Here is a 13,250-nt window from a genome sequence, read left to right as displayed (position 1 = left end):
GTGGGGGTTGTGTCAGTTCTGTCAGCGGATTGGGGGTTGTGTCACGCGCCGACGATGGGCGGGGTGAGGGTGGGGTGGGTGTCGTAGCGGGGCGAGGGCGGCCGGCCGCCGCGCCCGGTGCGCGGGGGCAGGGGCTGTTGCCGGACCCATCCGTGTTCTTCGAGCAGGGTCAGTGCCGGGTCCAGATCGGTCATCGCGGGGAAGTCGCCGCGTGACAGGCCCCGGAACAGCTCCCGCTTCGTGAACCCTTCCAGCCGCTGTTCCCGGATGTGGGTAAGCAGTTGGTGGGCGGTTTCCTGTGCGGGGTCGGATCCCATGTCGTCGAAGACTTCGAGCGCGTGCGCGGTGAAGTAGTCACCCAGCTCGGTTGCCGCGGCCATGGTGGCGGCCTCGATGGGCAGGGCCCATCCGTTGTCGGGGTGGGCGGCGAGGTGGAGCAGTCCGGCGATGCGGGCCACTGCCCCGTCTCGTTTGGATGCCCATTTCACGATCGGGGCGAGGGAGCCGCCCTTGCCGAGCCTCGATTCGGTGACCCGCTGATAGGCGAGCATCACCGTGTCTGCCTCGGGGGTCAGGGTCAGGACCGCCGGGTCCGTCCAGTCCGCGAGGGCGAGGGTGAGTCCACCGAGCTGCCGGGCGTAGGAGGCGGTGGTCTCTTCGGTGATGAGGTCGGGGGTGAGGTTGCGGCGCCCGACCAGGGACGGGGGCTTGGCGTAGAGGAACCGGGCGAGTAGACCGCGCCCGTCGGCGCCTTTGACGCGGCCGATGGAGTCGAGGACTTCGGGCTGGATCGCCAGCGCCATCGTGACAGCGGGGTGCTCGATGTGCTGGGGGTCGCGGCCCTGCCGGTTGACGCGGGCCATGTCCCCGGCGTGGCCCTTGAGGAACACGCCCATGTTCGGGGCTCCGGAGTAGCGTCCGGCGATGATGTCGAAGATCTCGCCCTCGGCCGACATGACGCTGATCCGGCCGCCCTGCTCGGCCAGCAGCGTGGCCAGGCTCTCCGGCGTCACATCGTCCGCGACCAGTTGGGGTTTGGCAGGGACGGTGAGTTCATCGGCCTGCTGGGCGAGGTGGACGGCTTCCGCGGTGAGTTGGTCGCGCAGCCCGGGTTCGGCCGACGCTGCCTTCTGCGCGGCCTTGTCCGCGGCGGCTTTGGCGAGCCGTGCAGTGGTCTCGGCTTCGGCCCGTTGCGGCCCAGAGAGCTCCACGAGCGTCTTCTCAACGGCGAGCAGGGGACCGGTCATGAGAGCGAATACCGCGGACTTGCGGTTGCCCGGGGGCAGGGCGACAGCGGTGTAGAGGTTCACCGGCTCCCGCCAGTGCCCGCGCACGCACACGGTCGCACGTCCGCCGGCCGCTGTCGCGAGGACTCCGAGGGCGAGGCACCCGGCGAGGTCGGGCGGCGTCTGCGTCTCTTCCGCGACGTCCGCGACCATGTCACCCAGCCACGCCGGCAGCGTGCGCACCGGGAATTCCGGAAGGGTACGGCGGTGGTTGAGCAGGACGGGTTCGTCCCACACGGGCCCGGTGATGGCCTCGGGGTCCAGGGCGTTGAAGCCCTCCCACAGATCGGCGGTCATGCGGCCTTGCTCCCTTCCGCGTCGCTGGACTGCGGGCAGTGCTCGGGGTGGTGGGTGTGGGCTTCGATCAGGGCCAGGACCCCGGCCCGGCCCCGGGCGGTGCGGTCGTAGCCGCACCGGCACCAGGACCGCGCCGACGGCGTCGCGCTGAACGAGGGCGGGGCTACAACTTGCAGCCACCGCACCGGGACCGGCTGCGGGTCAGGACGAACAGCAGAAAGGACGCCCTTGCGGGCGGCGACTCCCGCGCCCACCCGCGTCCTCGCGACGGCCTGTGTGGCGGCTGCCGGGCGGCTGGTGGTGTTCACGAGACCCGCCCGGGGGCGGGGATGCCGGAGAGGCCGTTGGTGACGGCCCGGCGGGCGTAGGGCTCGGGGACGCCGACGGAGACGGCCGCGGCGACTACCTGCCACCCGAGTGCTTCGAGGCCGCACGGCCCGGGGCACGCGGTGTGCTGCGCGGCGAGGAACTGGGCGACGCCGAACGCCTGCGAACCGGCCCCGGACTCGATGTGGGCCCGCACGAGGGCCAGACCGCGTTCCAGGCCGGTGCGCACGAAGCGTTCGGTGTGGCGGCAGCCGGTGGCCACGCTGCGGTCCCACTCGGCGCGGCCGGAGGAAGAGGCCACCTCCCCGCGGGCGGGGTTGGTCTCTTCCCTCTCCACCAGGGTGCGGACGACATCCGGCAGGCGGGTCATGGTGCCGGTGCCGGGGCCCAGCCACCGGGCGTACTGCATGCGGGACTTGATGTCGACGTCGGGCCGGACCCCGTTCGCGGACTGCATCGCGCCTCGGTAGATCCAGTGCTCGCCGCGGGTGGTGACCACGGTCCGCGTGGCGGGCAGTACCGCATGAGCCCAGCTGACGGCGTCGGAGTTGTCGAGGTCGACGACGGTCAGTCCGGCCCCGCCCGGATGGTAGGCGACGGCTTGCGCCTGCGCCCACATGGGCGCCCACGGGCGCCCGGTGAGAACGGCGGGGTCGGTGGTGGCAGCGGCCCATCCATGGCAGATGCGAGGGCACTGGCAGGGTCCGGGGGTCTTCATGTTCGGCCGGCCACCGCAGGTGTTGTCTCGGCAGGCCTTGCAGTTCCCGAACGGGACCTTCCCAACCCGAAGCGGCATCACCGGCACCGCACGCGCGGCGAGGCCCAAAGCGGCGCGCAAGGGGGCGTTCACGCGGCCACCTCCAGCACGGTTCGTGCGAGGAAAGCCGCGCCGATCCAGTGGGTGTAGGCGGGCGGGAGCGCTTCGCGCAGGTTGAAGTGATCGGCCGACCAGTCGATGCGTTTGGCCTGCTGGATCTCCTCGGTGGTCGCCTTGCCGCCACCCTTGCCGTACGCGGCGACATACGGCCCGTCGAAGTACTCGCCGTGTCGCCACCCGCGCACCTTGCCCCGGTGGGCCGGGTGCGCGGGCTGTGGCGCCGTCCAGCCCCCGAGTTCGAAGTAGCGGTGCATGAGCACCCCCAGGCCGAACTGTTCGCCGCACAGGCGGAGGTCTTTGCGGACCTCGGAGCCGGCAACGTTCTCGATCACGTACGGCCGTCCGATCGCGTCCAGCGCGGTACGGGTCGGGGTGATGAGCCGGGGGTGGGCGCGGCCGGTGCGTGCGTTGCGGGCGGCGTTGCTGCCCTTGGTCGGGGCGCCTTCACCCTGGCAGGGCGGCGAGGTGTGGATGAAGTCGAACTCGGCACCGTGGGCAAGGATGAACTCGATCGCGTCCCCCTGGTGGAACGCGTCCCCGCAGTAGTCGGGCTGCGGGCGGACGTCCACCCCGGTGACGTGGCAACCGGCCTCCTGGTAGCCGCGGGCAGCGCCGCCGATGCAGCAGAACGCGTCCAAGACCCGTAAGACGCGGGATCGCCGGATGGGGATGGGGTGAGTCATGCTGGGGTTTCTCCTGTTTCTGCGAAGGGACAGAGAGCCGGGGCGGTCGCGGTCTTTGGCGAGAGGCGACCGCCCCGGGCATAGCTATTCGTGCTCGGCGCCAGCGGGCAGTACGGGCAGGCCCGTGGCCGTGAGCGCCTGCGGGTCGAAGCCGGGCAGTGCGGCGCGGGTGACGAGCGCGGTGGCGAGCTGTTCGGCGTAGGCGGCGCCTGCGCGGGCGGCCTCGATCTGTGCCCCTGCGCGCAGGGCTTCGACGCGCTCGATGTGGCCGTGTTCCTCGGCCCGGACGGTGGTCTGCCGGGTGTGAGCGAGGGTGTCGCGGCGGTCGGTGCGCCAGTAGCGGGCGGCGATCCCGTACGCCACTGCGGTGGCAACGGCCCACAGCAGGATGGGGAGCGATGCTCCGTCGGCGTATCCGGCGACCCCGGCGAGGGCGAGCCCGCCGGACGTCGCGAACGCGGTCGCGGCGAGGACACCGTCACCACCGCCTCGGCCCCCGGCAGCGAACGCGCCGGCCGTTGCCGCACCGGCCGCGAGGACGACCATCAACGCGGCGTTGCCGGTGCTGTGTTCGGCGCCGTTGGCGTTCCAGATCCGGCCCAGGATGAGCACGGTGGACGTGGCGAGCGCCGGGGCCACCCTCGGGGCGGCGAGCGCCACCCAGTGGTGCTGGATCAGGGGTTCGTTCATGGCGGTGCCTCCTACAGGTTCGGTACGGCGTTGATGACGGCGGTGGCGAGTTCGTTGATGGGTCCGGAGGCGCCGGTGGAGGCGAGGAAGAACCCGAACATGACGGCGATGAACGCGGATCCGGCTCCGAGGGTCTTGGAGCGGAGCAGGAAGAACAGGACGAGCCCGAACAGGAAGACGAGCGAGACGGTGATGGCCACGACGGGCCCCTTTCCGGTGTTCGTGGTGCCGGGGGGTGGGTGGTCAGTTCTGGGTGCAGCTCGGGTAGGCGCGGCGGGGGCGGCAGGCGTTGTAGTCGTCGACGTGGACCCGGAAGGTGCGCCGCTTGCCGCTGTCGGTCCGGACCGTCAGTTCGAACCGGTTCGCCTTGGTGGCGGGGTCGTGGCTCTGGTCCCTGCTGACAACCTGTCCCGCCGGTCCCTGCGGGTAGGGCTCGCAGCCGACAGAGCCAAGGACGGTGGCGGCGCTCAGCGCGGCCACGACGAAGGCGCGGGTGTGGTTCATCAGCGGGTGCCGTCGCGGTGGAGGCGGGCGGCGACGTTGTAGAGGTGGCGTCCGATGCGGATGCGTTTGCCGGTGGCCTTGCAGCGGCGGCAGTCCTTGCCGCGCTTGGGGCGGCCCTTGCGGTCGGTCTTCGTCGCGAAGCCCCAACCGCCACACTTGCGGCAGTCCCCGAACGGCGAAGCCGCACACAAGGACACGTAACCGAGGGTGACGAAGAGAAGGAATGCGCTAGCGAGCAGGGCAGGGGTCATGGAGGGCCTCCCGGGCCTGTTTCAGGGGTTTCCGCAGGTGGGGAGCTAGTGGCTAGCTCCCTGATCAATGCGGGTTTGGGGTGCTAGCGGTGCCGCTAGACCTAGCGGGGTGTGCTGCTAGGTCTAGCGGCGAACCCGGCTAGCCCGCATCCCGGTTTTCGTCACGCTCCGCAATCACGGTGAGGATGCGGGAGCGCTCGATACCGCGCCGGTTGGCGCCCTTCCCGGCCTCGGTCTTGCCCCACACCTGACCGGTGTTGATGCCGTGCGGCTTCAGAGCCGCGGCCAGCTGCTCGGGCTCCCACCCGCCGTAGACGTCCGGTCGAAGCTCAGCCAGCCGGGCCACGACGACTTCGGACCACAGCTTGGGCTCTTCGGCCGGCACGACGCCGAGGATGTCGGCGAGCAGGTCGAACCCGCTGGTCTCGCGGTCCTCGAACGACTCGCCCGCAGCGTGCCCGGTGAGGCGCCCGGCGGCCTCGCGCAGGCGCCGTGCCCGCAGCCCGATCACCTCGGCCATGGGCGCGTCGATGTAGACGGAGGAGACGATCCGCGCGTCGGCGCCCTCACCGACGAAGTAGTGGATGCCCTTGTCCTTCCACGAGAACATCGTGGCCCGGATCCCTCGCTTGTAGCTGCTGGTGCCGAGGACCATGTCGTTCTCCAGCTGGCCCATGACCTTGAGGCACCAGCGGGCCGACGCGTTCGCGGAGATGCCGGTGGGCAGGGCTTTTGCGTCCGGGCGCTGCGTGGCGAGCAGCAGGACGATGCCGGTGGCGGGGCCACGCTTGACCAGGTCGGTGCAGATCTCTTCGAACTCCGCCCCGTACTTGGGGTGCTCGAACCAGACCTGGCACTCATCCACCCCGATCACGATCGGGTGCAGCCCGAGCTTCGGCTTGTCGGCCAGCTCGGACGTCACCTTCGACTCCGGGCAGATGTCCCGGGGCAGGGAGCGGATCATCTTGGCCCGGCGTCGCAGCTCGGTGCGCACTTCTCGCAGGTCAGCGAGCGCGTACTCGATGTCTTCGTCATCGTCTCCGGCCCGGTGGCGGTGTGATACTCGCTCGCCGACGGGGTCGAGGTCGCCGGTGCCCTTGAGGTCGTAGGTGTGGACCTCGGCCCGGGAGTCGAGTGCGGCGATGAGCAGGAGCAGGCGGAGCAGGAACGTCTTGCCCATCCGGGGGATGGCTCCGATGACGCCTGCGATGTACATCAGGGTGATGTCGACCCAGCGTCCGCGCTGGTCAGTGCCGAAGGCGACCGGCTTGAACAGGTCGACGGACCCGCCCTTGATGAGCGGCCACGCGGGCTTCGTCGCGGTGGACATGTCCTGGTCGCCGACCCAGATCACGAGGCGTCCGGTGTGCTCGTCCGGGACCGGCTCGGGCCATACGCACCCGAGCTTGCGGCGCAGGCCGGAGGCCAGCTTGTCCCGCTTCTCGATCACGTCGGTGGCGGTGACGCCGTACGGGAGGTCACCCTCCGCACGCCAGCCCGGCCCATCGCGAGTGATGGGGGCAGTGAACGTGAACCCGTCCCGCCCCTTGCTCTGCGCCTGGTTGATCGCCGGAATGCCGATCGCCCCGAGCGCTCGCAGGACGATGTCCGACGTGAGCTTGGGTGCCTTGGTCATCTCCACTGCGCGGGTGATGACCGGGGCATCGGCCTGCGTGCCGGCCGACCCGAGGGCCAGCAGCAGCGCACCGACGGACAGGGCCTGTACCCAACCGGGGGCGAGGACGTACACGGCGAGGGCCGCGGTGAGACCGATGAACATGGCGAGCGTCGCCACGATGGTGCGCAGTCGGACCCGCCCGTCACGCTGACGGGAGAGCTTGAGGTACTCGGCTGCGTCCTCGCGCCGGACGGAGGCGAGTCGGACCGGCTCGCCCTCCCGGTCGGCCACCCACCGCGCCGTGCCGCCCACAATCTTCGCTGCCCCGCGCGGTGCCTGGAAGGCGAGGCGGGTCGCGTAGTACGGGGAGCGCAGCGAGTGGTACCCGGCAAGGTGCCCGTAGTGGCCAGCGGCCCAACGGGTCGCGGTCCGCAGCTCGGTGGTGGAGCGCATCCACACCGGGAGGATCGCCCGCCGCTTCGCGCCCATGAGTCGGCCCAGGAACCCGGGGCCGACTTCCGCCGGGCCGTCGACCATCATCGGCTCGGTCGGGTCGCCCGACTCGTCGTCCGATCCGTCACCCGACCGGGAGCGGGTCGGGTCGGCCGACCGGTCGGCGCGGGAGTCGCCCGACTCGGACCGGGCCGACCGTGCCTTGTCGAGGTCGACCACGTCCCCACCCGAGTCGGCTCGGTCGGGGGTGTTCATGTCGGCTTCGAGTCGGTTGAAGAGTTCGCTTTCGTCGTCGTGATTCACTGAATGTCCTTCCCGGACAACTGGGGTTGGAAGGGGTCCGGGCGGCGCTTTGGACGGCTGACCGTCCGGACCCTGTTGAGCTGTGCGTGCCCCGCGCGGGAGTCGACCCGTGCTGCGACCATCGGGGCGGACCTGCCTGTTCAAGCGGCGAGGATGCGGCGCGCGGCCTCGCGGACGGGCCGCTGGTTGTCCTCGAACGACGCCTTGAGGTTCTTCGCGAAGCCGAGTGCTATCTCTGCCTCGGCCTCGGTCAGGGGAATGTTCTTGAGGTAGCCGCCGTACATGGCGGCGGTCTGCCTGATGACGTCCTCAACGGTCGCGGCAGGCCCGTCACCGTTCCACGGGCCGTAGGTGATGAGGTCGTGGGCGGCGTGCCGGGCCATGCGCAGTCGGCCCTCTATGCGGCGCTGTTCGCGGCGGCGGCGGTTGCGGTCCTCGCGGCGCTGCTCGTCGGCGCTACGGGTGGCGGTCGTGATTTCCATGGATGCTTCCTCGGGTCGGGGTCCGGGCGGTCCGGGTCTCCCACCGCCCCCAGCCAGCGAGGCTGGGAGCGACAGGCAAGCCCGGGGATCAGGCTGCGAGGGCGAGAGAGGCCAGCACGAGGGCGAAGACGTGCGCGGTCTGGTCGACGTGGGCGGCACCGCCGTGCTGGGCCCAGCCCTTCTGACGAGCGAACCGCATCCATGCGGCGACCGGCCAGCGCCGGTCGATGAACGCGTGAGTGGAGCCGATCCACAGCAGGGCGGCGCCCGCGACCGGGGCGGAGAGGGTGACGCCGTCCAGGACGGCCGCGCCGACGACCAGGGCCATGCCGCAGGTGATGACGTGCGTGCCGGCGTGCCGGAGGTTCGCGGCCCAACCCGAGGCGCCGCCTTCGGCCTTGTGGGCGGCCTGGTGGTCGGTCTGGAACGGGTAGTCCGCGAGCAGGTGACCGAGGTAGAGCAGGACGAAGAGGGAAGCGAACACGGGACTGGGTCCTTCCAGGTCAAGCGGTCAGGAGGGGTAGGCGCAGGACACGCACATGCCGAGCGACGTCGGGATGCAGTAACCGGCATCGGCCCGGCACTCGGGGCAGGTGCGGCGGGCGGTCATCGCCTTGGCGAGCGCGGAGGCGCGGCCCGGGGTCATCGGGCGAACCGGCTTGGCGTGCTCGATGCGGTAGAGGTAGGCGACCAGCACGCCGGACTTGCGGCCGCGGGAGCGGCGCATCAACTGCGCCTGCACCTGCTGACCTCCGGGCCGAAGGCCGCGGGCCCGGAGTTGACGGCGGGTCGCGTAGCCGTCCGGGGCGAGCCACCACGGGAACGTCGGTATGCCGTGCCGGGCGCCGGTGGGGTCGTAGCACTTGGCGTATGTCAGAGACATCACGCCACCGCCCTTGAGGCGCTCGCGCCGCGCCGGCCGGCACGGCGGCCGGACCAGGTGGCGAAGAGCCTGCCGAGCCCCGCCCGGCGGACCCCGGCCCGGCCCTGCTTCGCCGCGTACATCGCCTCATCGGCCCGCCGCAGCAAGGCGGACAGGTCATCGGCGGGGTGGTCTTCGGCGCGGACCCAGCCGAGCGACACCGTGGTGTGCACGTTCGGTGTCGTGCTGCTGGCCGGTCGGGCGAGCACGCCGTGAAGGACGGCGAGCAGGTCTGACACGGTGCCGTGGTCGTCGATGACGACGGCGGCGAACTCATCGCCCCCGAGCCGCCCGGCGACACCGGTCCGGCCGACGTAGTGGGCCAGCCGGGCCGCGGTCGCCTGCAACAGCGCGTCCCCCGCCGCATGGCCGTGGACGTCGTTGATCTGCTTGAAGTGATCGACGTCGGCGAGGACCACCACCGCCCGCGGATCTTTGAGCAGGGCGGTGGCGCGGCGGGTGAAGCCGTCGCGTGTGTGCAGCCCGGTCAGCGGATCGAGGCGGGCGGTGTGCAGGCGGCGGCGCATCCACATGGTGTGGACGGACCATCCGGCCGCGAGCGGCCCGGACGCGGCGAGCACGGATAAGAGCGTGTTCATGCCGCCACCGCCCCGGGGCCGTCACCGCGGTCTGCCTGCTCGGTGTCGACGGAGTGCAGCGGGGTCGCGGCGCGCTCGGCCTTGAGGCTGTCGCGCAGGGTGCGAGCGGTGGCCTGCGAGACGTGCAGCTCGGTACGAATGCGGTCTGCGGTCAGCGCCCTGTCCGGCCACGCTGTGGTGACCTGTCGCGCCTCGGACAGAACCTCTTCCGGGGTTCGCTTCCCCTTGGCCTTGCCGGGGGCGCGGCGAGTGGGCCGCTTAGCGGCCGGTGTCGGCTTGCTCTCCGGCTCGGGCTGCGGCTGCGGGGCTGCGGCCGGCGTCTCCTGCTCGGCTTCGGGGCTGATCTCCCCGAGCTTGAGCAGGACCCGGGCACGTCGTGGTGTCTTCCACCTCCACATGCGACCGTGCCGCTCGCGCAGGTCAGCACGGGCCAGCACGCGTTCCCGCTCACGGGCCAGCGCATCGGCGTAGGAAGTGATCTCCCACAACGTCATCCGGCGCCACAAGGCGAAGGTGGAGGGGAAGGCGAGCAGCCAGCGGGAGGCGCGGATCTTGTCCATGCGCCGACCGGTGACCGCGCCGATGCGGGAGGCGTAGATGTGGGCGCCGATCTCGGAAAAGACCACCCACAGCAGCGGCATCGTTCCGTGCGCGATCTTCGCCCACACCCCGTGGCCTGCGGAGATGTTCAGTCCGCAGGTGACCAGGGTGAGGATCCAGGGCACGAACCGCACCCACGCCAACGCCATGTCCATCCGGATCAGCAGCAGGTTCGCCACGGAGAACACAGGGATAGAGACGTCCATCCCGACCGGCACCATCCACGGCTCACCGAACCCCCACCGGGCCGCCGCCTCGGACACCGCGTCGAATGACGAGATGAGTCCGAGTGCGCCGACCCCGGCGGCGGCGAGCGCGCCGACACCGGCCAGACCGAGTTCCGGGCGGGTTAATGGCGGAACCGCCGGCCGATCCGTGTTCAGCGTCTGGGTGCTCATGCCGCCACCCAGCCCCGGGACTGACGGCGGCGGACCGGCCGCCGGACGGGGAGCGGGATGACGTTGAAGAGCTCCGGCGCGAACGCCTCGATCGCCTCAGCGGCAACGCGGCTCACGCGGTCGGGGAAGTCGGGGTTGTCGGCGAGGATGTCGCGGGCCGCGTCCATCCGGGCAGCCGCGTCCATCTCGCTCTCGCCCTCCACACCCAGCCACAAGTCCAGCGGGGTGCCCAGGGCCAGTTCCACGAAGTCGGTATCCGAGACGGCCTCATGGCCGCCGATGTATGTGCGCATTGGGTACTCCTGATCAGCGAAGGGAGCGGGGACGGCCTCGGTCTTTGGCGAGAGGCGGCCGCCCCGGCAAGACCCCCGAGCCGCGAGTGCGGCGGAGGCAGTACCCCGGCCGGGAGTCGAACCCGGCCTGCGACCATCGGGGCGGAGAAGATGTGAGGCATCAACGGCGTCCGTTCGTACGGGCGTTGTCCTCGCTGCGCTTGTTCACTTCGGCGTTCTTGCGGGCCAGATCGGCTCGCTCCGCATCTGTCAGACTCGCGACCACAGGGACCTCCTAGTCAGGTGCCTGTCAGCGCCGCCCGGAGTTGCATCTCCGGGCGGCGCGCTTGTTGGTGCCGGCGGAACCCGGCTCCCCTCAGCCCCGCCCGGACAGCCCGCACGAAGCGGACCGGACGGACAGGGGAGGCAACCGGCCGTAGCGCCGAAGCGCTGCGGTGGTGTGGGTTGCGCTGTGCATCACGCGGAAGAACCGCGTGGCCGCCTACTTGGCCGAGGAGAGGCGGCGTGATCCTCATTCAGTTGTCAAAGAACAGTCGCTCCCCGGCAAGCGCGGTAACCCCTGGTCAAAGGGGCTCCCGTCCTCACGGGACCCGCCGGGCGCTCTGCGGTCATGCAGTTCAGGGCCTGGGTCAGCGCCGCCAAACAGATACTGCCGAAGAAGAGGTACATGTAGTACGTGTTCCTCATCATGCAGAGAGAGATTCGCACCGTCAAGCCCTTCGGCTGTTCGGCTGCCGCGAGCCCTCGCTGTTGATGTGCTTACAGATTGGCCCCAGAAGAGAAGACGAACGACCCCGTGCATGTACGACCCGTAGACGACTTCGCTAGGGTGAAGTCGTCCCAAGTCGTCCCAGCAGGGAGAGCACGACATGGCCAACGAGAGACTTCGAGGCGCGATCGTTGAGAGCGGCCTCACCCTTGAACAAGTGGGCTCCCGCTTAGGGGTGTCGGCGAAGACGGTCGAGCGGTGGATCGGCGATCCGAAGCGCAAGCCCTACCGACGTTTCCAGTTCGCCACTGCATCGCTATTGCAATGCGAGGTGTCCTACCTGTGGCCAGAAGAGCGGACCTCAGCCGAGGTCACCGAGGCTGGGAACGCCGAGCTGATCAAGCTGTACCCACACCGGTCCGTCGTGCCGCACCGGTTGTGGCCGCAGCTCTACTCAAGGGCGCGGGAGCACTTCGATGTCCTCGTGTACTCAGGCTTCTGGCTCACTGAAGACGCAGCCTTCCACCAAGTAGTAAAGGAAAAATCGGCGGCCGGCGTCCGTGTGCGGTTCATGCTCGGAGACCCGGACGGCGCCGCCGTGGCTATGCGTGGCGAGGATGAGGGACTCGGCCCAGCCATGGCCAGCAAGATCCGCAACGCTCTCCTCAACTACGGACCGTTCTTCGGGCTTCCCGGAGTGGAGTTCCGGCTGCACAACACCACGCTCTACAACTCGATCTACCGTGCCGACGACGAGATGCTGGCTAACGGCCATCTGTATGGCGTCGGTGCGTACATGGCCCCGGTGCTGCACCTTCAGCGCGTCGCAGGAGGAGAGTTGTTCGATGCCTACGCAGAGAGCATCGAGCGCGTATGGGAGACAGCCCGGCCTATCTCATCCCCCACCGAACGAGGCCTGCACGCGTGAGCCGCATCGACTATTTCCGCGACCCCAACGCACCCGAGGCCAACTCGGTAGTGCCTTCGGTTACGGCGGTCGTCCGTGACAAGGAGGGACGGCTCCTGGTCATCCACAAGACCGACAACGACCTTTGGGCCCTTCCTGGGGGCGGACATGACATCGGCGAGAGCATCGCGGACACGGTCGTCCGGGAGGTAGTCGAAGAGACCGGGATCACCGTGGAGATCGACAGCATCGTGGGTCTCTACACGAGCCCCGAACACGTGCTGGCGTACGACGACGGGGAGGTTCGGCAGCAGTTCTCCATCTGCTTCCGCGCGCACCCAACTGGGGGGGCTCTGCGAACGAGCAGCGAATCGAAAGAGGTCCGCTGGGTCGCCCCAGCAGACCTCGACAGGCTGAACATTCACCCATCCATGCGGCTGCGCATCCAGCACGGCCTGGACGACTCACGACGTGAGCCCTATATCGGCTAACCGCCGGCTGGCGCGCTGGTCAGACGGCTCTCTACCCGCTCCGCGGCCGCGTAGATCTCCGGTGCCGCACGTTGGATGAAGCGTCCCACGATCGTGTCGGGGCCGTACCGCTGCACGATCTCGCCCAGCCGCTGCGCCGGCGTGGTGTGCCCACCGGTTGGCGTGGTCGTCATGTCGCAAAAGATCAACGCGTCAACAAGAGCGGGGCGTTCCAACTCGAACTCGCTCTCCAGCTCCTGTCTGAGGCCCCGCTCCTCAGCTTCCAGGAGCGCACAGGAGTGGTGAGCCACCAGACTGACCACTCGTTCGTCCGCGCCTTCCTGGTCTCGCAGGAACCGAGCCCCGTCCAACGGGTGAAAGCCGGTGGTGGCGATGCTCGGCGAGTAGCCGATGTCATGCAGCACCGCAGCCGCTTCCAGGAGCTCTGCATCATCGCCCAGGATCGGTGCCAGAGAGCGAGCACGTTCAGCGACCCCGAGGACGTGTGCCCACCGGCGTGGGAGAGGTTCGGACAGCAGCGCTTCGGATAGCGGGTACGCCCACTCATTCAGTCCCATGGC

The 13,250-nt window shown here is 69.8% G+C and carries 18 protein-coding genes; 2 read left to right on the top strand and 16 right to left on the bottom strand.

Annotation, left to right across the window (positions count from 1 at the left end; all coding sequences use genetic code 11):
* Nucleotides 1–41: 41 nt before the first annotated feature.
* The 15 genes from OG408_RS20570 to OG408_RS20500 all read right to left on the bottom strand — a co-directional run bounded on the left by OG408_RS20570 (nt 42) and on the right by OG408_RS20500 (nt 10,583).
* Nucleotides 42–1,583, bottom strand: a complete 1,542-nt coding sequence (locus tag OG408_RS20570) for a YfjI family protein (RefSeq protein ID WP_326671251.1) — start codon at nt 1,581–1,583, stop codon at nt 42–44.
* Nucleotides 1,580–1,891, bottom strand: a complete 312-nt coding sequence (locus OG408_RS20565; RefSeq protein WP_326671249.1) for a hypothetical protein — start codon at nt 1,889–1,891, stop codon at nt 1,580–1,582. Before OG408_RS20565 ends, OG408_RS20570 begins: the two co-directional genes overlap by 4 nt.
* Entirely contained in the window at nt 1,888–2,706 is an 819-nt protein-coding gene (locus OG408_RS20560) for a bifunctional DNA primase/polymerase (protein ID WP_326674566.1), read from the bottom strand. The genes OG408_RS20565 and OG408_RS20560 overlap by 4 nt, the downstream gene beginning before the upstream one ends.
* A 50-nt stretch (nt 2,707–2,756) precedes the next feature.
* Nucleotides 2,757–3,470, bottom strand: a complete 714-nt coding sequence (locus OG408_RS20555; RefSeq protein WP_326671247.1) for a class I SAM-dependent methyltransferase — start codon at nt 3,468–3,470, stop codon at nt 2,757–2,759.
* A gap of 84 nt (nt 3,471–3,554) precedes the next feature.
* Nucleotides 3,555–4,160, bottom strand: a complete 606-nt coding sequence (locus OG408_RS20550; RefSeq protein WP_326671245.1) for a hypothetical protein — start codon at nt 4,158–4,160, stop codon at nt 3,555–3,557.
* Nucleotides 4,161–4,171: 11 nt separating this feature from the next.
* Nucleotides 4,172–4,360, bottom strand: a complete 189-nt coding sequence (locus OG408_RS20545) for a hypothetical protein (RefSeq protein WP_326671243.1) — start codon at nt 4,358–4,360, stop codon at nt 4,172–4,174.
* Between the two features lie 43 nt (nt 4,361–4,403).
* Nucleotides 4,404–4,664, bottom strand: a complete 261-nt coding sequence (locus OG408_RS20540) for a hypothetical protein (RefSeq protein WP_326671241.1) — start codon at nt 4,662–4,664, stop codon at nt 4,404–4,406.
* On the bottom strand, nt 4,664–4,915 hold the full coding sequence (locus tag OG408_RS20535; protein ID WP_326671239.1) for a hypothetical protein: 252 nt from the start codon (nt 4,913–4,915) through the stop codon (nt 4,664–4,666). The genes OG408_RS20540 and OG408_RS20535 overlap by 1 nt, the downstream gene beginning before the upstream one ends.
* 139 nt (nt 4,916–5,054) lie before the next feature.
* On the bottom strand, nt 5,055–7,289 hold the full coding sequence (locus tag OG408_RS20530; protein ID WP_326671237.1) for a cell division protein FtsK: 2,235 nt from the start codon (nt 7,287–7,289) through the stop codon (nt 5,055–5,057).
* 140 nt (nt 7,290–7,429) lie between these two features.
* The gene (locus OG408_RS20525) at nt 7,430–7,771 is read right to left on the bottom strand and encodes a hypothetical protein (RefSeq protein ID WP_326671236.1); all 342 of its coding nucleotides are present in this window, start codon (nt 7,769–7,771) and stop codon (nt 7,430–7,432) included.
* Nucleotides 7,772–7,859: 88 nt separating this feature from the next.
* Complete coding sequence (locus OG408_RS20520; RefSeq protein WP_326671234.1) at nt 7,860–8,255, bottom strand: DUF3307 domain-containing protein; 396 nt, start codon at nt 8,253–8,255, stop codon at nt 7,860–7,862.
* 27 nt (nt 8,256–8,282) lie between these two features.
* A complete protein-coding gene (locus tag OG408_RS20515) occupies nt 8,283–8,654 on the bottom strand; it encodes an RRQRL motif-containing zinc-binding protein (protein ID WP_326671232.1) in 372 nt (123 codons plus the stop codon).
* Nucleotides 8,654–9,292, bottom strand: coding sequence for a GGDEF domain-containing protein (locus OG408_RS20510; protein ID WP_326671230.1), 639 nt, complete (start codon nt 9,290–9,292; stop codon nt 8,654–8,656). The genes OG408_RS20515 and OG408_RS20510 overlap by 1 nt, the downstream gene beginning before the upstream one ends.
* On the bottom strand, nt 9,289–10,290 hold the full coding sequence (locus tag OG408_RS20505; RefSeq protein WP_326671228.1) for a DUF2637 domain-containing protein: 1,002 nt from the start codon (nt 10,288–10,290) through the stop codon (nt 9,289–9,291). Before OG408_RS20505 ends, OG408_RS20510 begins: the two co-directional genes overlap by 4 nt.
* On the bottom strand, nt 10,287–10,583 hold the full coding sequence (locus OG408_RS20500; RefSeq protein WP_326671226.1) for a hypothetical protein: 297 nt from the start codon (nt 10,581–10,583) through the stop codon (nt 10,287–10,289). The genes OG408_RS20505 and OG408_RS20500 overlap by 4 nt, the downstream gene beginning before the upstream one ends.
* 869 nt (nt 10,584–11,452) lie before the next feature.
* Between OG408_RS20500 and OG408_RS20495 the strand changes: the two genes are divergently transcribed.
* Entirely contained in the window at nt 11,453–12,220 is a 768-nt protein-coding gene (locus OG408_RS20495; RefSeq protein ID WP_326671224.1) for a helix-turn-helix domain-containing protein, read from the top strand.
* Complete coding sequence (locus OG408_RS20490; RefSeq protein WP_326671222.1) at nt 12,217–12,690, top strand: NUDIX hydrolase; 474 nt, start codon at nt 12,217–12,219, stop codon at nt 12,688–12,690. Before OG408_RS20495 ends, OG408_RS20490 begins: the two co-directional genes overlap by 4 nt.
* Here the strand turns inward: OG408_RS20490 and OG408_RS20485 are convergent.
* The gene (locus tag OG408_RS20485; protein ID WP_326671220.1) at nt 12,687–13,247 is read right to left on the bottom strand and encodes an HD domain-containing protein; all 561 of its coding nucleotides are present in this window, start codon (nt 13,245–13,247) and stop codon (nt 12,687–12,689) included. The two genes, OG408_RS20490 and OG408_RS20485, sit on opposite strands and share 4 nt — an antisense overlap.
* Nucleotides 13,248–13,250: the final 3 nt, after the last annotated feature.

It is taken from the genome of Streptomyces sp. NBC_01257 (genome assembly GCF_035917255.1).
Taxonomy (GTDB): Bacteria; Actinomycetota; Actinomycetes; order Streptomycetales; family Streptomycetaceae; genus Streptomyces.
This window is presented reverse-complemented; position numbering and strand designations above follow the sequence as displayed.

Bases quoted from the DNA above. Each gene is read 5' to 3' on its own strand.
- OG408_RS20500 (WP_326671226.1), bottom strand. From the start codon at position 10,583: ATGCGCACATACATCGGCGGCCATGAGGCCGTCTCGGATACCGACTTC.
- OG408_RS20560 (WP_326674566.1), bottom strand. From the start codon at position 2,706: ATGCCGCTTCGGGTTGGGAAGGTCCCGTTCGGGAACTGCAAGGCCTGC.
- OG408_RS20485 (WP_326671220.1), bottom strand. From the start codon at position 13,247: ATGGGACTGAATGAGTGGGCGTACCCGCTATCCGAAGCGCTGCTGTCC.
- OG408_RS20515 (WP_326671232.1), bottom strand. From the start codon at position 8,654: ATGTCTCTGACATACGCCAAGTGCTACGACCCCACCGGCGCCCGGCAC.
- OG408_RS20540 (WP_326671241.1), bottom strand. From the start codon at position 4,664: ATGAACCACACCCGCGCCTTCGTCGTGGCCGCGCTGAGCGCCGCCACC.
- OG408_RS20495 (WP_326671224.1), top strand. From the start codon at position 11,453: ATGGCCAACGAGAGACTTCGAGGCGCGATCGTTGAGAGCGGCCTCACC.
- OG408_RS20525 (WP_326671236.1), bottom strand. From the start codon at position 7,771: ATGGAAATCACGACCGCCACCCGTAGCGCCGACGAGCAGCGCCGCGAG.
- OG408_RS20550 (WP_326671245.1), bottom strand. From the start codon at position 4,160: ATGAACGAACCCCTGATCCAGCACCACTGGGTGGCGCTCGCCGCCCCG.
- OG408_RS20510 (WP_326671230.1), bottom strand. From the start codon at position 9,292: ATGAACACGCTCTTATCCGTGCTCGCCGCGTCCGGGCCGCTCGCGGCC.
- OG408_RS20535 (WP_326671239.1), bottom strand. From the start codon at position 4,915: ATGACCCCTGCCCTGCTCGCTAGCGCATTCCTTCTCTTCGTCACCCTC.
- OG408_RS20570 (WP_326671251.1), bottom strand. From the start codon at position 1,583: ATGACCGCCGATCTGTGGGAGGGCTTCAACGCCCTGGACCCCGAGGCC.
- OG408_RS20555 (WP_326671247.1), bottom strand. From the start codon at position 3,470: ATGACTCACCCCATCCCCATCCGGCGATCCCGCGTCTTACGGGTCTTG.
- OG408_RS20505 (WP_326671228.1), bottom strand. From the start codon at position 10,290: ATGAGCACCCAGACGCTGAACACGGATCGGCCGGCGGTTCCGCCATTA.